The 24,359-nt window shown below is 40.2% G+C and carries 23 protein-coding genes; 21 read left to right on the top strand and 2 right to left on the bottom strand.

The window, feature by feature from the left end; genetic code table 11:
- Window positions 1–2: 2 nt before the first annotated feature.
- Together dnaN and dnaA are read right to left on the bottom strand one after the other, a co-directional pair.
- A complete protein-coding gene (gene dnaN / locus ACHUE3_RS18905) occupies window positions 3–1,106 on the bottom strand; it encodes a DNA polymerase III subunit beta (RefSeq protein ID WP_394193856.1) in 1,104 nt (367 codons plus the stop codon).
- Window positions 1,107–1,119: 13 nt separating this feature from the next.
- A complete protein-coding gene (gene dnaA / locus ACHUE3_RS18900; RefSeq protein ID WP_394193855.1) occupies window positions 1,120–2,508 on the bottom strand; it encodes a chromosomal replication initiator protein DnaA in 1,389 nt (462 codons plus the stop codon).
- A gap of 506 nt (window positions 2,509–3,014) precedes the next feature.
- Here dnaA and rpmH point away from each other — a divergent pair.
- The 21 genes from rpmH (at window position 3,015) to ACHUE3_RS18795 (ending at window position 23,933) form a co-directional block, all read left to right on the top strand.
- Complete coding sequence (gene rpmH, locus ACHUE3_RS18895; RefSeq protein WP_004335215.1) at window positions 3,015–3,149, top strand: 50S ribosomal protein L34; 135 nt, start codon at window positions 3,015–3,017, stop codon at window positions 3,147–3,149.
- 5 nt (window positions 3,150–3,154) lie between these two features.
- Window positions 3,155–3,580 carry a ribonuclease P protein component gene (gene rnpA / locus ACHUE3_RS18890; RefSeq protein WP_058562002.1) on the top strand — a complete coding sequence of 142 codons (426 nt, stop codon included), beginning with the start codon at window positions 3,155–3,157 and terminating at the stop codon, window positions 3,578–3,580.
- Window positions 3,581–3,705: 125 nt separating this feature from the next.
- The gene (gene yidD, locus ACHUE3_RS18885) at window positions 3,706–3,981 is read left to right on the top strand and encodes a membrane protein insertion efficiency factor YidD (RefSeq protein ID WP_099297148.1); all 276 of its coding nucleotides are present in this window, start codon (window positions 3,706–3,708) and stop codon (window positions 3,979–3,981) included.
- Between the two features lie 8 nt (window positions 3,982–3,989).
- Window positions 3,990–5,666, top strand: coding sequence for a membrane protein insertase YidC (gene yidC, locus ACHUE3_RS18880; protein ID WP_394193854.1), 1,677 nt, complete (start codon window positions 3,990–3,992; stop codon window positions 5,664–5,666).
- Between the two features lie 137 nt (window positions 5,667–5,803).
- Complete coding sequence (mnmE, locus tag ACHUE3_RS18875) at window positions 5,804–7,168, top strand: tRNA uridine-5-carboxymethylaminomethyl(34) synthesis GTPase MnmE (RefSeq protein ID WP_394193853.1); 1,365 nt, start codon at window positions 5,804–5,806, stop codon at window positions 7,166–7,168.
- A gap of 909 nt (window positions 7,169–8,077) precedes the next feature.
- Window positions 8,078–8,533 (top strand): flavodoxin domain-containing protein, encoded by a 456-nt coding sequence (locus ACHUE3_RS18870; protein WP_394193852.1) that lies wholly within the window; start codon window positions 8,078–8,080, stop codon window positions 8,531–8,533.
- 423 nt (window positions 8,534–8,956) lie between these two features.
- Complete coding sequence (gene mnmG, locus ACHUE3_RS18865; protein WP_394193851.1) at window positions 8,957–10,846, top strand: tRNA uridine-5-carboxymethylaminomethyl(34) synthesis enzyme MnmG; 1,890 nt, start codon at window positions 8,957–8,959, stop codon at window positions 10,844–10,846.
- A gap of 15 nt (window positions 10,847–10,861) precedes the next feature.
- Entirely contained in the window at window positions 10,862–11,482 is a 621-nt protein-coding gene (gene rsmG, locus ACHUE3_RS18860) for a 16S rRNA (guanine(527)-N(7))-methyltransferase RsmG (RefSeq protein WP_394193850.1), read from the top strand.
- A 13-nt stretch (window positions 11,483–11,495) separates the two neighbouring features.
- Complete coding sequence (locus tag ACHUE3_RS18855) at window positions 11,496–12,281, top strand: ParA family protein (RefSeq protein ID WP_394193849.1); 786 nt, start codon at window positions 11,496–11,498, stop codon at window positions 12,279–12,281.
- Between the two features lie 20 nt (window positions 12,282–12,301).
- The gene (locus tag ACHUE3_RS18850; protein WP_394193848.1) at window positions 12,302–13,225 is read left to right on the top strand and encodes a ParB/RepB/Spo0J family partition protein; all 924 of its coding nucleotides are present in this window, start codon (window positions 12,302–12,304) and stop codon (window positions 13,223–13,225) included.
- Window positions 13,226–13,367: 142 nt separating this feature from the next.
- The gene (locus tag ACHUE3_RS18845) at window positions 13,368–13,748 is read left to right on the top strand and encodes an ATP synthase subunit I (RefSeq protein WP_394193847.1); all 381 of its coding nucleotides are present in this window, start codon (window positions 13,368–13,370) and stop codon (window positions 13,746–13,748) included.
- A 15-nt stretch (window positions 13,749–13,763) separates the two neighbouring features.
- Window positions 13,764–14,621 carry a F0F1 ATP synthase subunit A gene (gene atpB, locus ACHUE3_RS18840; RefSeq protein ID WP_058561984.1) on the top strand — a complete coding sequence of 286 codons (858 nt, stop codon included), beginning with the start codon at window positions 13,764–13,766 and terminating at the stop codon, window positions 14,619–14,621.
- A gap of 60 nt (window positions 14,622–14,681) precedes the next feature.
- Window positions 14,682–14,915 carry a F0F1 ATP synthase subunit C gene (gene atpE, locus ACHUE3_RS18835; protein WP_010561330.1) on the top strand — a complete coding sequence of 78 codons (234 nt, stop codon included), beginning with the start codon at window positions 14,682–14,684 and terminating at the stop codon, window positions 14,913–14,915.
- Between the two features lie 41 nt (window positions 14,916–14,956).
- Window positions 14,957–15,427: a F0F1 ATP synthase subunit B gene (atpF, locus tag ACHUE3_RS18830; RefSeq protein ID WP_394193846.1), complete on the top strand. Its 471-nt coding sequence runs from the start codon at window positions 14,957–14,959 to the stop codon at window positions 15,425–15,427.
- A 16-nt stretch (window positions 15,428–15,443) separates the two neighbouring features.
- Window positions 15,444–15,977, top strand: coding sequence for a F0F1 ATP synthase subunit delta (gene atpH, locus ACHUE3_RS18825; protein WP_394193845.1), 534 nt, complete (start codon window positions 15,444–15,446; stop codon window positions 15,975–15,977).
- Window positions 15,978–15,991: 14 nt separating this feature from the next.
- Window positions 15,992–17,533, top strand: coding sequence for a F0F1 ATP synthase subunit alpha (gene atpA / locus ACHUE3_RS18820; protein ID WP_013466263.1), 1,542 nt, complete (start codon window positions 15,992–15,994; stop codon window positions 17,531–17,533).
- Window positions 17,534–17,593: 60 nt separating this feature from the next.
- Window positions 17,594–18,454 carry a F0F1 ATP synthase subunit gamma gene (atpG, locus tag ACHUE3_RS18815; RefSeq protein WP_394193844.1) on the top strand — a complete coding sequence of 287 codons (861 nt, stop codon included), beginning with the start codon at window positions 17,594–17,596 and terminating at the stop codon, window positions 18,452–18,454.
- Window positions 18,455–18,487: 33 nt separating this feature from the next.
- Entirely contained in the window at window positions 18,488–19,873 is a 1,386-nt protein-coding gene (gene atpD, locus ACHUE3_RS18810; protein WP_394193843.1) for a F0F1 ATP synthase subunit beta, read from the top strand.
- A 13-nt stretch (window positions 19,874–19,886) separates the two neighbouring features.
- Complete coding sequence (locus tag ACHUE3_RS18805) at window positions 19,887–20,309, top strand: F0F1 ATP synthase subunit epsilon (protein ID WP_058561979.1); 423 nt, start codon at window positions 19,887–19,889, stop codon at window positions 20,307–20,309.
- Between the two features lie 280 nt (window positions 20,310–20,589).
- Window positions 20,590–21,948 (top strand): bifunctional UDP-N-acetylglucosamine diphosphorylase/glucosamine-1-phosphate N-acetyltransferase GlmU, encoded by a 1,359-nt coding sequence (gene glmU, locus ACHUE3_RS18800; RefSeq protein ID WP_394193842.1) that lies wholly within the window; start codon window positions 20,590–20,592, stop codon window positions 21,946–21,948.
- A 143-nt stretch (window positions 21,949–22,091) separates the two neighbouring features.
- Entirely contained in the window at window positions 22,092–23,933 is a 1,842-nt protein-coding gene (locus ACHUE3_RS18795; RefSeq protein WP_394193841.1) for a choice-of-anchor I family protein, read from the top strand.
- The last annotated feature ends 426 nt before the right edge of the window (window positions 23,934–24,359 follow it).

Genomic DNA, 24,359 nt, shown 5'->3' with positions numbered 1-24,359 from the left:
CCTTATAAGCGCATTGGCATAACAACGTACATGGCTTCTTCGTCACCTGCACCTTCAATTAATGCACTACTATTTGAATCTGCGAGAGTAAATAAAACATCTTCAGTTTTAAGTGTGTTCAATACATCAAGTACATAAGAAACGTTAAAACCAATTTCTAAGTCATCACCTTGATAATTTACCTCAACCACTTCTTCAGCTTGCTCTTGCTCTGGATTGTTTGCAGTTATTTTTAGCAGACCTTCAGAAAGGTTTAATCGAACCCCTCTAAACTTTTCATTCGATAAAATAGAGACACGTTGAAAAGCACTACGTAACCATTCGCGATTTGCAGTAATAACTTTGTCACCACCACGCGGTAAAACACGACGGTAATCAGGAAAACGGCCATCAACCAACTTACTAGTAAAAGTAAACTCGGTATCAATAATTCGAATATGGTTTGCACCAAATTGAATAGTTACCAGTTCTTCATCGGCAACCATAAGGCGCATAATTTCTTGTACGCCCTTACGTGGAATAATTAACTGACGTTGAGTATTTAACGATTGCGGTAATTCTTTTTGCGCAATTGCCAAACGGTGACCATCTGTAGCTACCGTTTTAATATCTGTATTATCTACTTCAAACGACATGCCATTTAAATAATAACGCACATCTTGGTTAGCCATAGAAAAATGAGTGCTTTCTAGTAGCTTACGTAATTCTAAGCGTGTTAGCTGAAACTCTACTTCACCATCCCACTGCTCTAAATTAGGAAAGTCTTCAGCAGCAAGCGTAGTTAAAGAGAAACGGCTTTTACCACTGGTTAAAAGCAGTTGATGATCTTGGCTTGATAATGTTAACTCACAACCATCTGGTAAACTTTTACAAATATCCAGCAGCTTTTTTGCTGGCAATGTTAGCTTTGTATCTTCAACATCGTCACCAACAAACACGTTAGCGACAAGCTCAATTTCAAGATCAGTACCTGTCATGGCCAACTGACCATCTACGACCTCTAACAATACGTTAGATAAAATCGGCAAAGTGTGTTTACGCTCTATAGCACCCGACACTTGCACTAAAGGTTTTAAAAATTGATCTCTGGGTATGGTTATTTGCATAGTAAAGTCAGCCTTAAGATGACAATGTTCTTATTAGGTTTTGATAATCTTCTTTCACTTCGTGGCTTTCATCACGTAGTGATTTAACTTTTCGGCATGCGTGCAATACAGTGGTGTGATCTCGACCACCAAACGCATCGCCAATCTCAGGTAAACTGTGATTTGTTAATTCTTTTGATAAAGCCATTGCTACTTGGCGCGGCCTCGCTATGGAGCGGCTACGGCGCTTAGATAGCAAATCTGATACCCGAATTCGGTAATATTCCGCAACGGTGCGCTGAATATTGTCGATCGTAACGAGCTTATCTTGCAAAGCTAATAAATCGCGTAGTGCTTCTTTTACAAAGTCGATTGAAATTGGACGACCAGTAAAATTAGCGTTGGCAATAACACGGTTAAGTGCACCTTCTAACTCACGTACATTTGAGCGTAATTTTTTAGCGATAAAAAACGCGACTTCATGCGGTAAATTAATTTTACTCTGCTGCGCTTTTTTCATCAAAATAGCAACGCGCGTTTCAAGCTCTGGCGGCTCAATAGCAATGGTTAAACCCCAGCCAAAACGTGACTTAAGACGGTCTTCGACCCCTTCAATCTCTTTTGGATAACGGTCTGAGGTTAAAATTATTTGTTGGTTACCTTCAAGTAACGCATTGAAAGTATGAAAGAATTCTTCTTGAGAACGTTCTTTATTAGCAAAGAATTGAATGTCATCAATCATTAATGCATCAACACTACGATAGTAGCGTTTAAATTCTTCAATGGCGTTATTTTGCAACGCTTTTACCATATCTTGTACAAAACGCTCTGAATGCATATACACGATTTTAGCATCAGGCTTGTTCGCCATTATGCCATTACCTACAGCATGCAATAAATGCGTTTTACCTAAGCCGGTTCCACCATATATAAATACTGGATTAAAGGCTGCACCAGGATTATCCGCAACTTGTGTTGCAGCGGCTTTCGCTAACTGGTTAGATTTACCTTCAACAAAACTATCAAAGGTATAGTTTTCTTTTATATTTGGTTTATAACCAGATTTAGGCGCTGGCTCTACCACTTGCTTAACCGCTTTTGGTTGCGCTACAGCAGCGGGTTGATTTACTGGTGTAGCATTATCAACAACGGGCGCCGCCATTTGTGTATTTAATATAGGCTTACTGCCTACATCAAAACGCAATTCAGGAGCTTCATCTTTACAAATTTCAACGAGTAATTCGTTAATGCGGTTGAGGTATTTCTCTCTCACCCAGTCAAGTACAAACCGATTAGGTGCATAAATAGTCAGGGTATCTTCGGTACTTTCTGCTTGTAATGGTCTTACCCACATACTGAACTGCTGCGAAGGCAGTTCATCTTGCAATACATATAAACAACTTTGCCAAACCGACAGATACACAGTTAAACTCCCAAAGATTTAGTTTTTATTCCCGGCCATATTAATAAACCAGAAAGTTATACTTTTATTACTATAATTAGGCAATTTATTAACCCAAGACCGACTATTATGAAGGCACTTTATCCACAAGTACAAGATTGATTTTTTTGAAAAACATGATCTCGACTAAAAAAACAATTAAACTACTGATTTATAGTAAAATATATTTTTAACACTACTCACTGATCATAACAAAAAACCCACTAGATCGCGATGGAAATAGTTGATCTAATTTAGTTACCCCAAGCTTTTATGCACTTTTTATACAGAGGCTGTGGAAAACTCCTTTATTATAAGGATCCTAGCTGATCCCAGTGTTTTACTTTGCCCTATACTCTATTATATATGTAATTATGATTGACTTTAGGGGTCTTCCTCTATAATATCTCGCGCTCGCAATGGCACCTGTGCCAGGATCGCGACCTGCATAGGATGTTTTAACCTTTAACCGATCGGATGGAATTGTTATGAAAAGAACTTTTCAACCTAGCGTTTTAAAACGCAAACGTGCTCACGGTTTCCGTGCTCGCATGGCAACTGTAAATGGCCGTAAAGTATTAGCTCGTCGCCGCGCTAAAGGCCGTAAAGTTCTTTCTGCTTAATATAAGTGGAAGACTTTAACTTTGGCAGGGAGTTACGTCTGTTAACTCCCTCGCATTACTCTCGTATATTTAATGAACCCGCTCGGGCTGCAACTCCTTTCTTTACTTTATTAGCAAAACCCAATGACCAAGCAAAACCCCGCTTAGGCCTTACTGTTGCTAAAAAACGAGTTAAAAAAGCCTGCCAACGTAACCGTATTAAACGTCTTGCTCGCGAAAGTTTTCGTTTAAATCAGCATACTATTGATAACATCGATATTGTGTTAATGGTTAAAAGTGGCATTGATGAACAATCAAATGAAGAGCTCACAAAGCAATTAACTAAATTGTGGCGCAAAATTAATGAACGCTGCAAACCGGGTGCTCCTAAACCACCCCCATTTAAAAGACGACCTAATAAATCGGCTAAATCAAATAAACAAAGCCAATAGCAATAGAATTATAGGGTTAATTAAGGTATCTTTAGCTCACCTTTTAATCATGCATTTAAAATTCCGTTTTGGGTGTTTAAATTCATGGTATCCACCCACTAAATATACACAGAGGTTAGAACATCATGAGGTTACTTAAACCAATTGTTGCTTTTCCAACGTTTTGTTTAGTGTTAATAATTCGCGGTTATCAAAAGTGGATTAGCCCACTGTTAGGTCCGCATTGTCGTTTTAATCCCACTTGCTCAAGTTATGCCATTCAAGCAATTAATTTGCATGGATCTGTAAAAGGCAGTTGGTTAGCGCTCAAACGCATATTAAAATGTCATCCTTTACATTCAGGCGGAGACGACCCCGTTCCTGAAAAAACAACCCATATTAACCACCAACACGAGAAATAAGAGCTGTTATGGAATCGCAACGCACGTTTTTATTCATCGGTTTGATGCTTGTATCGTTTTTATTGTTCCAAGAATGGAATAACGATTACAACGCACCAAAAGCCGATCCTAGTGCCAACACACAAACACTAAAATCTAACTCACCTGATTCTGATGATTATGTACCTTCGTCAACAGATGGTGATTTACCAACTGCAGCAACCAGTGCAAAACGTTCAGTAATCGATATCACGACTGACGTATTCACTGTAAAAATTGATACCCGCGGTGGTGATATTGTTGAATCTGACCTACTCCAATATGAAGAAGTAAAAGGTGAAGAAACACCATTTATGCTATTGGGTGAGTTTGATGGTAATCAATACTTCTCACAAAGTGGCTTAATTGGTTTAAATGGCCCAGATGCATCTGCAAATGGCCGCCCTGTTTATAGCACTGAGCAAAAAAGCTATACAATGAATGGTGATGAACTTCGCGTTCCTCTAACATTCACTGATGGCAACGGAGTGACGTTTACTAAAACCTATGTATTCAAAAAAGGCCAATATGATGTGGCTTTAGAGTATACAGTAAACAACAGCACAGCAGCCCCTATCCAAGTGCAGCTTTACACCCAAATTAAGCGTACTGTGCAAGAAAAAGGTAGCCTAGTTGACCAAAACTACCTTGGCGCTGCTTACGGTTCAAGTGAAGAAAAATACGACAAATACAGCTTTTCAGACATGGCTGATAAAAACCTTAACATTAATACCCAAGGTGGCTATGTTGCCTTTATTCAGCATTACTTTGTAAGTGCTTGGGTACCTGTACAAGAACAGCAAAATACACTCTATAGTTTAATTGCTAAAGGCAATGCGGCCATCATCGGCGCAAAAGGTGAGCCAGTAAATATACAAGCTAACCAACAAACTACCATTGGTGCTACTTACTACATGGGCCCGAAAGAGTCTGATAAGTTAGAAGCTATTCACCCTAACTTAGACCTAACTGTAGACTACGGTTGGTTATGGTTTATCTCACAACCATTATTTGAACTACTTAAGTTTTTATACTCAGGTGAAGGTTCATTCTTTGGGTTATTTGATATCAGCATTGGTGGTTTAGGTAACTGGGGTCTGGCGATTATTGCCATTACTATTATTGTTAAATCATTAATGTACCCGCTAACTAAAGCACAATACACCTCAATGGCGAAGATGCGTGCCCTGCAACCTAAAATGGCTGCACTTAAAGAAAAGTATGGCGACGACCGTCAAAAATTCGGTCAAGCAACCATGGAAATGTATCGCAAAGAGAAAGTAAACCCAATGGGCGGTTGTTTCCCTATTTTGCTACAAATGCCGATTTTCTTAGCCTTGTTCTATGTATTCTTAGAATCAACAGAGTTACGTCATGCTGAGTTCTTTTTATGGTTAACTGACTTATCAGCAAAAGACCCATACTTCATCCTACCAATCTTATTTGGTGCAAGTATGTTCATTACGCAAAAACTACAGCCGATGACAGTGACTGATCCGATGCAGCAAAAGATGATGACTTACATGCCGGTTATCTTCTCTGTATTCTTCTTGTGGTTCCCATCTGGCTTAGTACTTTACTGGTTAGTATCGAACCTTATTTCAATCGCGCAAATGCTCTACATTTACCGCGGTATGGAAAAACAAGGAATAAAAGTAAGAGGCTAACTTAGCCATTACTTATACAAAGGCGACTTAGGTCGCCTTTTTTATTGCTTGTTTTTCACCACTGCTATTCGCTACTAATAATTCCATAGGTTACAATACGCACATAACGTTATTCATTTAATTGGCAAATTATTAGCATGATTAATCAAGACACAATTGCAGCACAAGCAACCGCACCAGGACGTGGTGGGGTTGGCATTATTCGCGTCTCTGGCAGCTTAGCAAAAAGCGTGGCAGAGCAAATTATTGGTCATTGCCCTAAAGTACGCTATGCCGACTATGTACCTTTTAAAAGTCTTGCAGGTAAGCAACTTGATCAAGGTATTGCAATTTACTTCGCGGGTCCTAATTCATTTACTGGCGAAGATGTACTTGAGCTACAAGGTCACGGCGGCCCAGTGGTGCTAGATATGCTACTAAAGGAAATAAGCCAAATTGAAGGCGTGCGACTTGCCAAGCCAGGTGAATTTTCAGAACGCGCTTTCATGAACGATAAAATGGATTTAACTCAAGCAGAGGCCATTGCTGATTTAATTAATGCAACCAGTGAACAAGCAGCAAAAAGCGCCCTACAATCGCTTCAAGGTGAGTTTTCAAAGCATATTGATACCTTAGTCGAAAAAGTCATTCACTTACGTATGTATGTTGAAGCAGCAATTGATTTTCCAGATGAAGAAATCGATTTTCTATCAGACGGTAAAGTCTCTGGTGATCTAAATGCTATTATTGAGCAACTCAACAACGTGACTAATCAAGCTAAGCAAGGCAGCATTATGCGTGAAGGTATGCGTGTTGTTATTGCAGGGCGCCCTAATGCGGGTAAATCAAGCTTACTTAATGCCTTAGCAGGTAGAGAAGCCGCCATTGTGACAGAGATTGCCGGTACCACCCGTGATGTATTACGTGAACATATCCATGTAGATGGCATGCCACTGCACATTATAGATACCGCAGGCCTTCGTGAAAGCCCAGATCGAGTAGAGCAAATAGGTATAGAGCGCGCGTGGGATGAAATAAACCAAGCTGATCGCGTATTATTTATGCTCGATGGTACAGACACAAAAGACACCGACCCACATGCTATTTGGCCGGAGTTTATGGCCAAGCTTCCTGATGGAATGGGAGTAACGGTGATCCGCAATAAAGCGGATTTATCGGGTGATGAAGTCGGTATGAGTGAAAACCAGCAATACCCAGTGATAAGTCTCAGTGCTAAAAATGCTGAAGGTATAGAGTTAGTTCGTAGTCACTTAAAAGCATGCATAGGTTTTGATGGCGCCACTGAAGGTGGCTTTATGGCGCGCCGTCGTCATTTAGATGCATTAGAAAATGCAGCCCATCATTTGCATACAGGTAAAGACCAATTAGAGATGCATATAGCTGGTGAAATACTGGCCGAAGAGCTGCGTTTAACCCAGCATTACCTCAATGAAATCACCGGTGAATTTACCTCTGACGACCTACTTGGCAAAATATTTAGCTCGTTTTGTATTGGTAAATAACTTTATTTCTATATTAAAAGAGTGTGAAAACACTCTTTTTTCCCTCAATTTCAGCCTTTTTAATTATAAAACCTCTACACAGAGCCAACGAACTCCTTTTAAAAATCAAAAAACAGAATCAATTAGCTGGTGGATAACGCCACTCTAAATAAACTCCCTCTTCAATTAGAGCACTTGATCATCATCATCTACACTCATAAAACACCTTACACGCGTGTTTGAAAGCCTAAACTTCATTAAATAAATCTAGCTGAAAGCAATATCCCATCTCTTAATTTGACATTTTTACGCTCAAATTAAGTCATTTAAAAATGCACTTAACGCTTAATAATAAGCTGTGCTGATCGATCCTAAAATGAAAAATGCGTTAAATAGTGCGAAGGATCACTTAATAACACAAAAAACTTATCCACAAACGGGCGATCTTCAGATAAAAAGCCTTAGTTTTTATAAAAAATAAGCAAGGAACCTCACTCTTTCGCTCTTTATTTAAGGTTTTTTAAAAATAAACCGCTAATTTAGCTGTAAATGAAAAAATAATTAATGCTGAATACTTTTTTTATAATCGCAAACGATCGTTATTCACAACCGATCTATCCACATATTATTTATAAGCGTATGAATAAAAATAAACACCTTGTTACCTAAAAAAGATCAATAACTTAGCAAGTAATAATGCTGATCAATTAACAAAAACCCAATACTTCCACACCAATTACACACAGCTTTATCAGATGATTACATTTAGGAATATTTTATTTTATTTATATTTTTCAACAAATTAAAATACAACCTGACAGAATGAATAGTTTTTACTCATAAAAAGTTATACAAAGTGAAAGTATTCCCTTTACTGAGCAATAAAGTTAGCTATCATAGCTGCAAATTAAGTAAGTGATCAGTAAATTTATGTCTTCGGTAAATATTATAATTGGCAGCCAAATGGGATCTGCCGAGTATGTGGGTGAACAACTGGCTGAACAGCTAATTACTTTAGGAATTCCAACTGAAGTGCATGATCAGCCTAGCTTTAATGATATTAACCAAGACAACACAATCTGGCTTTTGTGTACATCAACGTATGGCGCTGGTGATTACCCAGAAAACCTACTTCCTTTTATTGAAAGTATTAATCAAGCAAATGATTTAAAAGGATTAAAATTTAGTGTTATTGGCTTAGGAGACACAAGCTATGACACCTATAATCTCGCTGGGCGCAATTTAGAGGCACTACTTTTGAGTAAAGGTGCACACTGTACAGCACAGCGACTTGAACTGAACATCCTTGATGAAAACCTACCAGAAGACACTGCTTTAGCCTGGTTGCCAGAGTGGATCGAAATAAACAACCTAAAAGTACAGTGATCTAGTACTAATTCCACCAGCTAGAGTTATGCACAATTTATTGATAATTTAGATCGGTTTGTGGATAACCTATGATCTAACTGCGTTTTAAAGGGTTGTTATCCATGGGATAAGATCCATTCGATAACCCCCTGTGTATAAACAGCTCTTTTGATCAGAGCTTATATGCGTGTTGATCCGATCATATATACACCTTTAGATCTGATCTAACCCTATGTTTTTATATATAAACTAGACCTTATCAACAGAAAAGCTGATCAGTAGTAGTAATAGAAATAAAAGATCTCTTTAAAAGATCCTTTATATTATTAGAGATCACTTACTTAGATCTTGAGCACAGTTTAATCATTTATCTTCTGTCAATTTATAGGTAGAATACGCTCCCCTTGGCAGTTTGCTGGTTGATTTAAGTAGGATCCTGAAATGATTTTTCACGAAAATTTTGATGTTATCGTTGTTGGTGGTGGGCATGCAGGCACTGAAGCTGCATTGGCCGCTGCGCGTATGGGAATGAATACGCTTTTACTGACTCACAACATGGATACCTTAGGCCAAATGTCATGCAACCCAGCTATTGGCGGAATTGGCAAGGGCCATTTAGTTAAAGAAATTGATGCACTCGGTGGTGCAATGGCGCAAGCTATTGATAAAGGCGGGATCCAATTTCGTACACTAAATTCTTCTAAAGGCCCTGCTGTTCGTGCAACTCGTGCGCAAGCTGATCGCGCTCTTTATAAAGCGGCTATCCAAGATATCCTACAAAACCAAGATAACTTAAAGATCTTTCAGCAATCGTGTGATGATCTCATTGTAGAAAATAATCAAGTTAAAGGCGTAGTTACCCAAATGGGATTACGCTTTAGTGCGCCCTCTGTCGTATTGACTGTTGGTACTTTCCTTGGTGGTCAAATCCATATTGGTCTTGAGAATTTTAAAGGCGGCAGAGCGGGTGATCCACCTTCAATAGCGTTAGCTGATCGCCTACGTGAATTGCCATTTCGCGTTGATCGCTTAAAAACAGGTACTCCTCCACGTATTGATGCACGTACTGTTGATTTTACAAAAATGCAAGAGCAACCTGGTGATGCACCAACTCCTGTATTTTCATTTTTAGGTAAGCAATCTGATCATCCACAGCAGATCCCATGTTACATAACATATACTAATGAAAAAACGCATGATGTGATCCGAAATAATTTACACCGTTCTCCAATGTACTCTGGTGTAATTGAAGGTATAGGCCCACGCTACTGCCCTTCTATTGAAGACAAGATTGTTCGTTTTGCAGATAAAGATAAACACCAAATATTTGTAGAGCCAGAAGGATTAACCTCGTATGAGCTTTACCCTAATGGAATATCAACGAGCTTACCGTTTGACGTGCAACTTGAAATAGTCCAATCAATAGACGGTTTTGAAAATGCCCATATTTGTCGACCAGGCTATGCAATAGAGTATGACTTTTTTGATCCTCGCGATTTAAAGAAATCACTCGAAACTAAATTTATTGATGGTTTATTCTTTGCAGGCCAAATCAATGGCACCACAGGATATGAAGAAGCGGGTGCACAAGGTTTAATTGCGGGTATGAATGCAGCGCTTCAAGTTCAAGGTAAAGAACCATGGACTCCACGTCGTGATGAGGCCTATGTTGGTGTACTTATTGATGACTTAACAACACTCGGTACTAAAGAACCATACCGTATGTTTACTAGCCGTGCTGAATATCGTTTATTACTACGTGAAGATAATGCTGATATTCGTTTGACTGCAAAAGGTCGTGAATTGGGTCTTGTTAATGACGAGCGCTGGCAATCATTTAACGAAAAAATGGATGTGATCGCAAAAGAATCACAGCGCATTAAAGAAACGTGGATCCATAAAGATCATGCTGTTATTGATCAAGTAAATAACTTATTGAAAACACCATTGGTACGTGAAGCCAGTTTAGAGGATCTTTTGCGTCGTCCTGAAATTCGTTATAACGATCTAATGGCTATCGATGGCCTTGGATCTGAATTTGATAATGCACCAGCACTTGAGCAAGTTGAGATCCATACTAAATATGCAGGTTACATTGCACGCCAGCAAGATGAGATCAATAAACAATTACGTCACGAAGAAACGGTATTACCAAAAGATTATGATTACTCGACTGTTTCAGGGTTATCAAATGAGGTTGTTGCTAAGTTAACAGAAGCCCGCCCTGACACTATTGGCCAAGCATCGCGTATTTCTGGTATCACCCCTGCGGCGATTTCGCTATTATTAGTGTATCTAAAGAAGCAAGGCTTGTTACGTAAAATTGCGTAACGATTAAGGAATACTGTGTTACAGCAACAATTGACCTCTTTGTTAGCGCAAACTGATATTGCGCTAAGTGAAAAACAACAGCAGCAACTCGTTCAATATGTTGAGCTACTTAACAAATGGAACAAAGCATATAATCTAACGTCTGTGCGTATGCCAGAAGAAATGATGATTAAACACATCATGGATAGTTTAGTTGTTGCTCCTCACCTACCCGGTCATCATTATATAGATGTTGGTACCGGCCCTGGCTTACCGGGTATTGTTTTAGCGATAGCGCTACCCGATACTCAGTTTGTTCTACTAGATAGTTTGGGCAAGCGAGTAAGATTTTTAATGCAAGTTAAACATGAGCTTGGCCTTAAAAATGTCACCCCAGTACAGTCTAGAGTTGAACAATACCAGCCAAGTGTTAAATTAGATGGTGTATTAAGTCGTGCATTTGCTTCATTGCAAGATATGGTTGACTGGTGTTCACACTTGATTGATCATTCAGGTAAATTTATAGCATTAAAAGGTGTGTTTCCTAGTGACGAACTAGAATCATTACCTGCAGGCATTAAATTTGAGCAAAAAATAGCATTGGAAGTTCCAGAGTTAGATGCACAAAGACATTTAATTATTCTTTCTAAAGACTAGGGATCAGAGCACTGTGGCAAAAGTCATTGCAATAGCAAATCAAAAAGGCGGCGTGGGTAAAACCACCACAGCTGTAAATTTAGCTGCTTCTATGGCAGCAACAAAACGCAAAGTGCTATTAATCGATCTCGATCCGCAAGGTAATGCCACCATGGGAAGCGGTGTTGATAAATACAGTGATGTTGCAACCATCTATGATTTATTAATCGAAGAAAAGCCAATCGATGAAGTAGTATGCAAAGAGACCTCTGGTGAATATCATTTAATTGCTGCTAATGGCGATGTTACCGCAGCAGAAGTTAAGCTGATGGAGCTTTTTGCTCGCGAAATTCGTTTACGTAATGCGCTTGAAAAAATATCGGATCAATACGAATTTATTTTTATCGACTGCCCACCTTCTCTAAATATGTTAACAGTAAACGCAATGGCTGCTGCAGATTCCATTTTAGTGCCAATGCAGTGTGAATATTATGCTCTTGAAGGATTAACTGCTTTGATGGATACCATTACCCAACTTGCTAAGATGGTTAATCCAAAACTGCAAATAGAAGGTATATTGCGTACGATGTACGATCCACGTAATCGATTAGCAAACGATGTATCAGAACAGTTAAAACAACATTTTGGTGATAAAGTATACCGTACTGTCATTCCACGTAATGTACGTTTAGCCGAAGCCCCAAGTTTTGGCGCACCCGCTATGTACTATGACCGGGCATCAAGTGGCGCTAAAGCATATTTAGCCCTTGCCGGTGAAATGCTTCGCAGAAAAGAAAAAAAATCTCCTGTCGTCGCCTAACTTTGAGGTAAAAAAATAACATGTCTGCTAAAAAACGCGGTTTAGGCCGAGGACTCGATGCTTTACTTAGTTCATCAAAACCAGCCCCAACGTCAGTAAATCAAGATTCGGCTGAGTTAGCACCTGTAGTAGAGCAATCAGTTGATGCTCCAAAGTCTGATTTACAGAAATTAGCTATTGAGTTCTTACACTCAGGTAAATACCAACCGCGTAAAGACATGTCGGAAGAAGCACTTGAAGAGCTAGCTAGCTCTATTCGCTCTCAAGGTATTATTCAACCAATCGTAGTGCGCCCTATTGCTGAAAATAGTTATGAAATTATTGCCGGTGAGCGTCGTTGGCGTGCAGCACAGATAGCGAAGCTTGATGTTGTCCCTTGTATTATTAAAGATGTGCCTGATGAAGCGGCCGTCGCTATCGCGCTTATTGAAAATATTCAGCGTGAAGACCTAAATGCAATGGAAGAAGCGATAGCATTAAGTCGTTTACTAAATGAATTTGAATTAACGCATCAGCAAGTTGCTGATGCAGTAGGTAAATCTCGCACCACGGTTACTAATTTACTGCGCTTAAATAACTTAAACGACGATGTTAAAATATTGTTAGAACATGGTGACATCGAAATGGGCCATGCACGCTGTTTGTTAGCATTAGAAGGTGAATCTCAATCTGATGCTGCTCGATTAGCCGTAGCTAAAGCACTAACAGTGCGTGAAACAGAAAAGTTAGTCCGTTCAATTTTAGAGCCTGCACCTAAAAAAGAGACTGCAGAAAAAGATCCAGATGTCAAACAGTTAGAACAGCAATTAGCAGACAACTTGGGCGCCAAAGTAGAAATCAACTACAACAAAAAAGGCAAAGGTAAATTGGTTATTTCCTACACTAATTTAGATGAGTTAGATGGAATTTTACACCGTATAAACCAAGACTATTCCGAGCATTAATTAATATCATGTCCAAAATGAGACAATTGTCGCTATTTTGCACCACAATACACCGACTCAAGTTGCAAAACTGGCAGGATTCAGTATAATTTCGCCAGTTTTCATACCCTGACAAATAGAACGCCAATAAGGTTAACGAAACGTGACTAATAAGTTAGCAGCGCCTTATCAATTGGCTGCATTTAAATTAATCTGTTTGCAAGGTAGTGTAGCATTGGTTGCTGCCATCATTATTTTTCTCGGTTGGGGGGTCAACGCCGGCCTATCAGCATTAGCTGGAGGCGCTGTAGCGGTACTTCCCCACTGTGTTTTTGCCATCTATGCATTCAGGTATATGGGTGCTAGTAGGGTAAATCAAGCGTATACCTCGCTAAAGCGTGGTAATGGGCTAAAATTTTTGCTGACAATCATATTGTTTGCGTTAGTACTAAAGCATTTTACGGTAATAATGTTACCTTTTTTTACTATTTATGTACTTACGCTAATGACAGGATTGTTCGCACCAGTTTTTTTTAAACATTAACTTTTGGGATATAACATGGCTGCAGAAGAAGTTACTCTATCTAGCCATATTCAGCACCACTTAACCAATGCTAAGATGTGCTCGACCGACGCCGGTCTTGCCTTCAATAAAGCATGTGCGGATAGTGGTTTCTGGACATGGCATATAGATACCCTCGCATGGTCTATCGGTTTAGGTCTTATATTTTTATGGATCTTCCGTAGTGCCGCAAAAAAATCAACACTGGGTGTACCGGGTAAATTTCAATGTTTTATTGAAATGATAGTTGAGTTCGTTGGCGACAACGTACGTGATACCTTCCACGGTAAGAGCAAGCTTATCGCACCATTAGCATTAACAATATTCGTTTGGATATTCTTAATGAACTTAATGGATTTAATACCGGTTGATTTCTTACCTGCATTTGCTGGTTTTGTTGGCGAAACTGCATTTGGTATGGATTCACACGATGTATATATGAAAATCGTACCTACTACTGACATCAACTTAACAGCAGCGCTAGCGCTTGGTGTGTTCTTATTGATGATCGGTTACTCAATTAAAATCAAGGGTATCGGTGGTTTCATTAAAGAGTTAACGCTTCACCCGTTCAGCTCAAATAATACTTTGGTTCAAATTCTTTTGATCCCATTTAATTTGTTACTTGAACTTATTGCTCTTGTTGCTAAGCCTTTCTCGCTAGCACTGCGTTTGTTCGGTAATTTATATGCTGGTGAGTTGATTTTCATCTTAATCGGCGCAGTTGGTTTAATGCAACTTCCGTTGCACTTTATCTGGGCAGTATTCCATATCTTAGTAATCGTATTACAAGCGTTCGTATTCATGATGCTTACAATCGTTTACCTAAGCATGGCAAGCTCTGATAATCACTAATTTATACATTTACAATTTTACTTTTAACTTTAATTTACAATTGAAACTTTGGAGAAAAAAATGGAACTAATGATCGGTCTTAAGTATATCGCTGTAGCTTTACTTATCGGTTTTGGTGCAATCGGTACTGCAATCGGCTTCGGTAACATGGGTGGTAAATTCCTAGAAGCATGTGCGCGTCAACCTGAGCTTGCTCCTTCACTACAAGTTAAGATGTTCATCCTAGCTGGTCTAATCGATGCTGTAGCAATGATTGGTGTTGGTATCGCGATGGTATTGTTGTTCGTACTTTAATTTTATTTTTTGAACAGCTTACTATTTAAGGAGGAGCGGTTGTGAACTTAAACGCCACTCTTATCGGTGAATTAATTGCGTTTACGGTGTTCGTACTTTTTTGTATGAAATTCGTATGGCCACCATTAAACGGTGCAATTGAAGCTCGCCAAAAGAAAATCGAAGATGGTTTAGCTGCCTCTGATAGAGCCGAGAAAGACTTAGAACTTGCGCAAAAGAAAGCTGCTGATCAGCTTAAAGATGCAAAAGCTCAAGCGGCTGATATCATTGAACAAGCTAAAAAGCGTGCCGTGCTAATTGTTGACGAAGAAACAGTTCGTGGTCAGCAAGAGCGTGAAAAAATTATTGCTCAAGGGCAATCTGAAATCGAAGCAGAGCGTAACCGTGTAACAGAAGAGCTACGTAAAAAAGTAGCTACTCTTGCAGTGGTTGGTGCTGAACGTATTTTAGAGCGCGAAATCAATCAAGCCGCACACAGTGACATCGTTGAAAAACTTGTCGCTGAGCTGTAATTAGGAGGGTATGAGCATGTCTGAATTGACTACTATCGCTCGCCCATACGCTAAAGCGGCTTTTGAACTTGCCGTTGAAAAAGGCACCATTGAAAGCTGGAATGACATGTTGTTCTTTGCTGGCCACGTTGCCAGCAATGAGCAGGCATCTGCCATTTTAGCTGGATTGCCTACTGCTTCAGCACAAGCTGAGTTATTTATTAACTTATGTGGTGAGCAGCTCAACGAACAAGGTCAGAACCTAGTGAAGGTGATGGCTGAAAATGGACGTTTGATTGCACTGCCTGATGTTGCTCAGTTATTTTCTGCTTTAAAAGCAGACTATGACAAAGAAATCGATGTTGATGTGATTTCGGCAACTCCTCTTGCTGCAGAGCAGCAAGAATCATTGGCAGCGACACTTGAAAAACGTTTCGCACGCAAAGTTAAGCTGAATTGTAGTGAAGACGCTACAGTGGTTGGCGGACTTATTATCAAGTCTGGTGATACTGTAATCGACGGCTCAATACGCGGAAAATTAAACCGCTTAGCCACAACACTACAATCGTAATTGGGAAAAAGAGCATGCAACTTAATTCCACTGAAATTTCTGATCTGATCAAACAACGTATTGAGAAGTTCGAAGTTGTAAGTGAAGCTCGTAACGAAGGTACAATTGTATCTGTTACTGACGGTATCATTCGCATCCACGGTCTAGCTGACTGTATGCAAGGTGAGATGATTGAGCTTCCTGGCAACCGTTATGCTATCGCACTAAACCTTGAGCGTGACTCAATTGGTGCAGTAGTAATGGGTCCTTACGCTGACCTTACAGAAGGCGTAAAAGTATACACAACTGGTCGTATCTTAGAAGTTCCTGTTGGTGCGGGTCTACTTGGTCGTGTTGTAAACACACTAGGTGCTCCTATCGATGGTAAAGGCGCTTTAGATAACGACGGTTTTGAACCTGTAGAAAAAATTGCACCAGGTGTAATCGAGCGTCAATCAGTAGATGAGCCAGTACAAACTGGTTACAAATCTATCGATGCGATGATTCCAGTTGGTCGTGGTCAGCGTGAGCTTGTTATCGGTGACCGCCAAACAGGTAAAACTGCACTAGCAATCGATGCAATCATCAACCAAAAAGACACAGGCGTTAAGTGTGTGTACGTAGCGGTTGGTCAAAAAGCATCTACTATTGCTAACGTAGTACGTAAATTAGAAGAGCACGGTGCACTTGCAAATACTATCGTAGTTGTAGCATCTGCTTCTGAATCTGCGGCACTTCAGTACTTAGCACCGTTCTCGGGCTGTACTATGGGTGAATACTTCCGTGACCGTGGTGAAAACGCATTAATCGTATATGATGATTTATCTAAGCAAGCTGTTGCTTACCGTCAAATCTCATTGCTACTTAAGCGTCCACCAGGCCGTGAAGCATACCCAGGTGACGTATTCTACCTTCACTCGCGTCTTTTAGAGCGTGCATCACGTGTAAACACTGATTACGTTGAAAAATTCACTAATGGTGAAGTGAAAGGTAAAACAGGTTCATTGACGGCATTGCCTATCATTGAAACTCAAGGCGGCGACGTTTCTGCGTTCGTACCGACAAACGTTATCTCTATCACCGATGGTCAGATCTTCTTAGAAACTGACTTATTCAACTCAGGTATCCGTCCGGCAGTAAATGCTGGTATCTCGGTATCGCGTGTTGGTGGTGCTGCACAAACTAAAATCGTTAAGAAACTAGGTGGCGGTATCCGTCTAGCCCTAGCTCAGTACCGTGAATTAGCTGCGTTCTCGCAGTTCGCGTCTGATCTTGATGATGCTACTCGTGCTCAACTTGAGCATGGTGAGCGTGTAACAGAGCTAATGAAGCAGAAACAGTACGCGCCAATGTCTGTTGCTGAAATGTCTTTGTCGTTATTTGCAGCTGAGAAAGGTTATCTTAAAGATATCGAAATCGCTAAAATCATGGATTTCGAAGCAGCTTTACTTTCTTATGCAAACAGCACATACGCAGAGCTTATGGCTCAAATCAATGAAACAGGTAACTACAACGCCGAGATCGAAGCGCAGCTTAAAGAACTTCTAGAGAAGTTCAAGTCTACGCAAACTTGGTAATTTAGTTATTAATGGTGCGCTTTAGTTTGCTAAAGCTCACCTTGATTCGGAGAGAGAGTCATGGCCAGCGGAAAAGAGATTAAAAGCAAGATCGGCAGTATTAAAAATACTCAAAAGATCACCAGCGCAATGGAAATGGTTGCTGCGTCTAAAATGAAAAAGGCGCAAGAACGAGTGGCTTCAAGCCGTCCATATGCTGAAAAATTACGTAAAGTGATTGGTCGTGTTGCTCAAGCAAATCTTGATTTTACTCACCCGTTCTTAGAAGAGCGTGAAGTAAAACGAGTTGGTTATATTGTTATCTCTACTGACCGTGGTCTATGTGGCGGTTTAAACTCAAATGAGTTTAAAAAAGTTGCATTAGAGATTAAAGCGTGGAAAGAGAAAGGCGTAGATGCTGATTTTGCTACTTTAGGTAGTAAAGCAGCTGGCTTCTTTCAACGTTTTGGTGGTCAAGTACTTGCTAAAAAGGCAGGTCTTGGAGATACACCTTCTGTGCAGGATGTAATTGGTCCTGTAAAAATAATGCTAGATGCATTTTCAGAAGGCAAAATTGACCGTTTATTCCTGGTATATAACAACTTTGTTAATACCATGAAGCAAGAGCCAATAGTAGATCAGTTACTCCCTTTGCCAAAAGCTGAAGAAGAAGTATCTACACATTCGTGGGATTACTTATATGAACCAAACCCAGAGGCTATTTTAGAGTCTTTGTTAGTACGTTTCATTGAATCTCAAGTATACCAAGGTGTAGTTGAAAACGCTGCCTCTGAACAGGCTGCCCGCATGGTTGCAATGAAAGCTGCAACTGATAATGCTGGTGACCTTATGGACGAGTTACAGCTTGTTTATAACAAGGCTCGCCAAGCAGCAATCACACAAGAAATTAGTGAGATTTGTTCTGGTTCAGCAGCAGTTTAATGCTTCAGGCAAAGATTAACGAGAGGAATAGACATGAGTTTAGGTAAGGTCGTCCAAATTATCGGCGCCGTTGTGGATATCGAATTTCCACAAGACAGCGTGCCAGCCGTATATGACGCGCTAAAAGTAACAGATGGCGATTTAGCTGGTTTGACTTTAGAAGTTCAACAGCAGCTAGGTGGCGGTGTGGTACGTACTATCGCACTAGGTACTACTGACGGTTTACGTCGTGGTGCTTCAGTAGAGAATTCAGGCAAAGCAATCCAAGTTCCAGTTGGTACTAAGACCCTAGGTCGTATCATGAACGTACTTGGTGAGCCTATTGATGAAGCAGGTCCAATCGGTGAAGACGAGCGTATGTCTATCCACCGTGCAGCACCTACTTACGAAGAGCAATCAAGCTCAGTTGAACTTTTAGAAACAGGTATCAAGGTAATCGACCTTGTATGTCCGTTCGCTAAAGGTGGTAAAGTTGGTTTATTCGGTGGTGCCGGTGTTGGTAAAACCGTAAACATGATGGAACTTATCCGTAACATCGCAATCGAGCACAGCGGCTACTCAGTATTCGCAGGTGTTGGTGAGCGTACTCGTGAGGGTAACGATTTCTACCATGAAATGAACGATTCAAACGTACTTGATAAAGTATCGCTTGTATACGGTCAGATGAACGAGCCTCCAGGTAACCGTTTACGCGTAGCGTTAACTGGTCTTACTATGGCTGAGAAGTTCCGTGATGAAGGTCGCGATGTACTTTTCTTCGTAGATAACATCTACCGTTATACACTTGCGGGTACAGAAGTATCAGCACTTCTTGGTCGTATGCCATCAGCAGTAGGTTACCAGCCTACACTAGCTGAAGAAATGGGTGTACTACAAGAGCGTATCGCATCTACTAAGACAGGTTCAATCACTTCAATCCAAGCGGTATACGTACCTGCGGATGATTTAACGGATCCATCTCCAGCAACAACGTTTGCTCACTTAGATGCAACAGTGGTACTTTCTCGTGATATCGCATCACTAGGTATCTACCCAGCGGTAGACCCTCTTGATTCATCTTCACGTCAGCTTGATCCACAAGTAATTGGTGAAGAGCACTATGGTGTAGCACGTGGCGTTCAAACAGTTCTTCAGCGTTACAAAGAACTTAAAGACATCATCGCAATCCTAGGTATGGACGAGCTTTCTGACGAAGATAAGCAACTTGTATCTCGTGCACGTAAAATCCAACGTTTCCTATCTCAGCCATTCTTCGTGGCAGAGGTATTTACAGGTGCGTCAGGTAAATACGTTTCACTTAAAGACACAATTGCTGGCTTTAAAGGCATCTTAAACGGTGAGTTTGATGACCTTCCAGAGCAAGCGTTCTACATGGTTGGCTCTATTGAAGAAGCTCAAGAAAAAGCCAAAAGCATGTAATTAGGAGGGTAGTATGGCAGCTATGACTGTACATCTTGATGTAGTAAGCGCTGAAGAGAAATTATTTTCTGGTTTAGTTGAATCTATTCAAGTAAGTGGTAGTGAAGGTGAGTTAGGTGTAAATGCCGGTCACGCTCCACTACTAACTGCCCTTAAACCTGGTATGGTACGTTTAGTTAAGCAATTTGGTGAAGAAGAGTTCATCTATATTGCAGGTGGTACACTAGAAGTTCAACCGAACATAGTGACCGTACTTGCTGATACAGCTGTTCGTGGTGAAGACCTTGACGAGCAAGCTGCTGAGCAAGCTAAACGTGACGCTGAACAACAAATGGCACAAGGTGGCACTGCTGAGTTAGATTATAACCAAGCAGCTGTACAACTAGCTGAGGCAATTGCCCAGTTACGTGTTATTCAGCAATTACGTAATAAGTAAGCCTATCTGGTTTTTTAAAAGCCCACTATATGTGGGCTTTTTTGTGCTTAAAATAAATTATTGATGCAAAGAGTGCATTAGATCACTTCTTATACTTATATACTTGTCCAAACCTCGCTACAATAGCAGCAGATAAGCAAACCCTCACTCAGTTTAGGTACGCAGCACAAGACTATTTTTTGCTGTGAGTATGCGCACATGAAGTGGCATACGTCACCGTATAAGCAGAGTGGTGAGTTGTGTTAGTTAACTAAAACAAAGAAAGAAGGATATTGTTTTAATGTCACTTACGACGGTTATTTTAGCTGCGGGTAAAGGTACTCGTATGCGTTCAGCTCTTCCAAAAGTACTGCATAAAGTTGCGGGTAAACCTATGGTGCAACATGTTATCGATAACGCCAATGCATTAGGGGCGACCTCTACAAATTTAGTTTATGGTCACGGCGGCGAATTATTACAACAACAACTAGCTGATAACGACGTAAATTGGGTGCTTCAAGCTGACCAGCTTGGTACTGGTCATGCTGTAGCGCAAGCAAACCCTCATATTAATGATGAAGACACTGTTTTAGTTTTATACGGTGACGTACCACTGACCAAGCAATCAACTCTTGAGCGCTTACTTGCTGCAACCCCTATTAATGGCTTAGCCGTACTAACAGTTAACTTAGTTAACCCAAATGGCTACGGCCGTATGTTGCGTGTAGACGGCAAATTGGTCGGTATTGTTGAGCAAAAAGATGCTACATCTGAGCAGTTATTAATTACTGAAGTAAACACCGGTATTATGGCGGTGAATGGCAAGCTATTAAAAAGCTGGTTAGGTAACCTATCTAACGAGAATGCTCAAGGTGAGTATTATCTAACGGATATCGTTGCTATGGCGCATAGCGAAGGTGTTGAAATTAGTTCAGCGCAACCTGATCACCCAATGGAAGTTGAAGGTGCAAACAACCGTGTACAACTTGCTGGACTTGAACGTGCTTATCAAGCATGGCAAGCAGAAGAGTTAATGCTAAACGGTGCCACCCTTGCCGACCCTGCTCGTATTGACGTTCGTGGTGATGTTACAACCGGTGAAGATGTACTGATTGATGTGAATGTTATCTTTGAAGGCAAAGTAACACTGGGTAACAACGTCGAAATCGGTCCTAATTGTGTACTAAAAGATTGTACTATTGGCGATAACGTTGTTATTAAAGCGAATACATTAGTAGAAGACGCATCTGTCGCAGCTAAGTGCACACTAGGTCCTTATGCGCGCCTTCGCCCTGGCGCTATTATGGAAGAAGATTCGCACATAGGTAACTTTGTTGAGATGAAAAAATCGCGTCTAGGTAAAGGCTCTAAGGCAAATCACTTAACTTACCTTGGTGATGCAGAAATTGGTGAAAAGGTAAACATTGGTGCAGGTACGATTACCTGTAACTATGATGGTGTAAATAAATCAAAAACTATCATTGGCGATAATTCATTTATTGGTTCAAATTCGTCGTTGGTGGCACCGGTAAATATTGGTGCAACAGCTACAATTGGCGCTGGTTCTGTAATTACAAACGCAGTTGCTGATGAACAATTAGCGGTAGCCCGTGGCAAACAAAGAAACCTGGATGGTTGGAAGCGACCTGTTAAAAAGTAACTGAGTCTGTTTCTATTAATAAAGCGAGTTTTGAAACTCGCTTTTTTATTGCCATAAATTTGACCCAATCTAAATAAAAATGCCATTTTATTGTCATGCCTTTGTGTTGATATTTAACCAATTACAATACTAAGGAAATAACAATGTTACGAAGAACAATACTAACGCTATCAATCCTATCGGTACTCACTGGCTGCTCTCTTGATGGAGACGATGGAGTTAATGGTGTGCAAGGTGAAGCCGGTGCACAAGGAATTCCGGGAAATAATGGTGTTGATGGTATTAATGGTGCGGACGGCATAGATGGTATAGACGGCAGTGATGGCGCAGATGCAAATTCAAACCTTAATATTAATCTTGTTGGTCGTGCGGTACTCAATGCACAAAGCCCTGAAGGGGCAGCTGAAATTGTGGCGTATCAAAAATCAAAAAAATGGATATACGCAATCAACAGTTCAGGTGATGCCGCTGTGGTCAATATTATTCCAGCTGATTCCTTTGATACTGCAGCATTGGTTAAAGATAACGAAGGTATTGTAAATACAACTAACTTAACCACAGCTATTACGCTTTCCCTAAACGAAAATACTCCTGGAGATGCAAATAGCATCGCAATTGACTCTAATAATGAGTTACTTGCAGTTGCTATGGCTGCAAAGAATGTAGGCGAATCTGGTCAAATAGCGTTTTACGACATCAGTGGTGGTAGCCCTGTGTTTATTAAAAATGTGACGGCGGGTTTTTTACCTGACATGGTCACATTTAGCCACGATGGTACAAAAGTGGTTGTTGCAAACGAAGGTGAGCCCAATGGGGACTATAGTATTGATCCTGAGGGGTCTATTAGTATTATAAATGTCGTCGATGGAGTTATTGAAGATACAGCGACTAGTATAGGCTTTACAGCATATAACAATCAGCAAACAGAGCTAGAAGCAAAGGGGTTGGTATTTGCAAATCCAACAGGGCGAACTATTAATGGCAATTTAATAAGTACTACTGTTGCAATGGATTTAGAGCCTGAATATGTAAGTATCTCGAAAGATAATAAATACGCTTATGTATCAATTCAAGAAAATAACGCTCTCGCTATTGTTAACCTTGAAGATAATAGCTTGGAGCTAAAAGGGTTGGGCTTTAAAGATTGGTCTAACTTACAAATAGATGCTTCAGATAAAGATGGCGGTGTAAATTTTAAGTCATACCCAAATTTATATGGCATGTATCAGCCAGATACAATTTCAAGTTTTAGTTGGAAAGGTGCCAAATTTATTGTTTCGGCTAATGAAGGTGATGCGAGAGAGTATTTCTTTGATGTTACAGATGAAGCAGACTGTACAGCAAAAGGCGGACTTGATTACGATGAAGACGATGGTTGTCTTGCTTATATAGATGAGAGCCGTGTTGAAGATTTAACACTCGCTGCCAATTTTGATTACTTAAATAACGATGATAATGATATCGGTCGCTTAAAAGTAACGACTGTTAAAGGCGATACGAATAACGATGGTCAGTACGAAGCGCTTTATGCTTATGGCGCACGTTCATTTACTATTTGGGATAGTAACGGGCTGGTGGTATTTGATTCAGGAGATTCAATCGGTCGCATTACAGCATCTGTTCACGGTGAAGCATTTAATAATAATGAGGATGAAAACGAAGGTGATACACGTTCAGATGATAAAGGTGCAGAGCCTGAAGCGCTAACTCTAGGAAAGGTTGATGATAGATTATTTGCATTTATTGGATTAGAGCGAATGGGTGGGATAATGGTTTTTGATATAACCAACCCTTACGATGTGAAGTTCCAAGATTATTTCTATAATCGAGGATTAGAAGCAGGTTCTAATATAACAGGGGATCTTGCTCCTGAAGGAATGGCGTTTGTACCTGCAGAGCAAAGTGCAACAAATGAAGCATTGCTTATAGTCGGAAATGAAATTTCAGGCTCAATTGCCATCTGGGAAATAACTACAAAAGAGTAAACTATTAATAAAGTAAAAGTGATACATCATTAAGACATATCGCTTTTACTTAACTTATCAAAAACAACTTTTTGTGCGTTTATTATTCAGCATGTCCATTGCAGCCCTTTGTTTGTATGGTTATTGTACTAAATTAGAATTAATTCAATAAAACTGAAATAAAGCATTGACCCCTTCCTGATAATCCCTATAATGCGCATCCACTGACCCGGCAGGCAGCAATGAAAAGCGCTGAGCAAACGGTAAGTGAGTCGAGTAAAACTTAATATTAAAACTTATTGAAATTAAGTATTGACAAAAAAATAGGAAAGCGTACACTTCGCTTCCCTTGAGTCGCTAAAGCAACTCAAACGTTCTTTAACAATATAAAGCAATCATCTGTGTGGGCACTCGTACAGATTGAGTTCTAACAGCCAAGCTACTTCG

The sequence above is a fragment of the Pseudoalteromonas atlantica genome (assembly GCF_043641955.1).
Taxonomy (GTDB): Bacteria; Pseudomonadota; Gammaproteobacteria; order Enterobacterales; family Alteromonadaceae; genus Pseudoalteromonas; species Pseudoalteromonas atlantica_A.
This window is presented reverse-complemented; position numbering and strand designations above follow the sequence as displayed.

Excerpts from the sequence above, each read along its gene's own strand:
- dnaN (WP_394193856.1), bottom strand. The coding sequence starts at position 1,106 with ATGCAAATAACCATACCCAGAGATCAATTTTTAAAACCTTTAGTGCAA.
- rpmH (WP_004335215.1), top strand. The coding sequence starts at position 3,015 with ATGAAAAGAACTTTTCAACCTAGCGTTTTAAAACGCAAACGTGCTCAC.
- yidD (WP_099297148.1), top strand. The coding sequence starts at position 3,706 with ATGAGGTTACTTAAACCAATTGTTGCTTTTCCAACGTTTTGTTTAGTG.
- yidC (WP_394193854.1), top strand. The coding sequence starts at position 3,990 with ATGGAATCGCAACGCACGTTTTTATTCATCGGTTTGATGCTTGTATCG.
- mnmE (WP_394193853.1), top strand. The coding sequence starts at position 5,804 with ATGATTAATCAAGACACAATTGCAGCACAAGCAACCGCACCAGGACGT.
- ACHUE3_RS18870 (WP_394193852.1), top strand. The coding sequence starts at position 8,078 with ATGTCTTCGGTAAATATTATAATTGGCAGCCAAATGGGATCTGCCGAG.
- mnmG (WP_394193851.1), top strand. The coding sequence starts at position 8,957 with ATGATTTTTCACGAAAATTTTGATGTTATCGTTGTTGGTGGTGGGCAT.
- ACHUE3_RS18850 (WP_394193848.1), top strand. The coding sequence starts at position 12,302 with ATGTCTGCTAAAAAACGCGGTTTAGGCCGAGGACTCGATGCTTTACTT.
- atpB (WP_058561984.1), top strand. The coding sequence starts at position 13,764 with ATGGCTGCAGAAGAAGTTACTCTATCTAGCCATATTCAGCACCACTTA.
- atpE (WP_010561330.1), top strand. The coding sequence starts at position 14,682 with ATGGAACTAATGATCGGTCTTAAGTATATCGCTGTAGCTTTACTTATC.
- atpH (WP_394193845.1), top strand. The coding sequence starts at position 15,444 with ATGTCTGAATTGACTACTATCGCTCGCCCATACGCTAAAGCGGCTTTT.
- atpA (WP_013466263.1), top strand. The coding sequence starts at position 15,992 with ATGCAACTTAATTCCACTGAAATTTCTGATCTGATCAAACAACGTATT.
- atpG (WP_394193844.1), top strand. The coding sequence starts at position 17,594 with ATGGCCAGCGGAAAAGAGATTAAAAGCAAGATCGGCAGTATTAAAAAT.
- atpD (WP_394193843.1), top strand. The coding sequence starts at position 18,488 with ATGAGTTTAGGTAAGGTCGTCCAAATTATCGGCGCCGTTGTGGATATC.
- ACHUE3_RS18805 (WP_058561979.1), top strand. The coding sequence starts at position 19,887 with ATGGCAGCTATGACTGTACATCTTGATGTAGTAAGCGCTGAAGAGAAA.
- glmU (WP_394193842.1), top strand. The coding sequence starts at position 20,590 with ATGTCACTTACGACGGTTATTTTAGCTGCGGGTAAAGGTACTCGTATG.
- ACHUE3_RS18795 (WP_394193841.1), top strand. The coding sequence starts at position 22,092 with ATGTTACGAAGAACAATACTAACGCTATCAATCCTATCGGTACTCACT.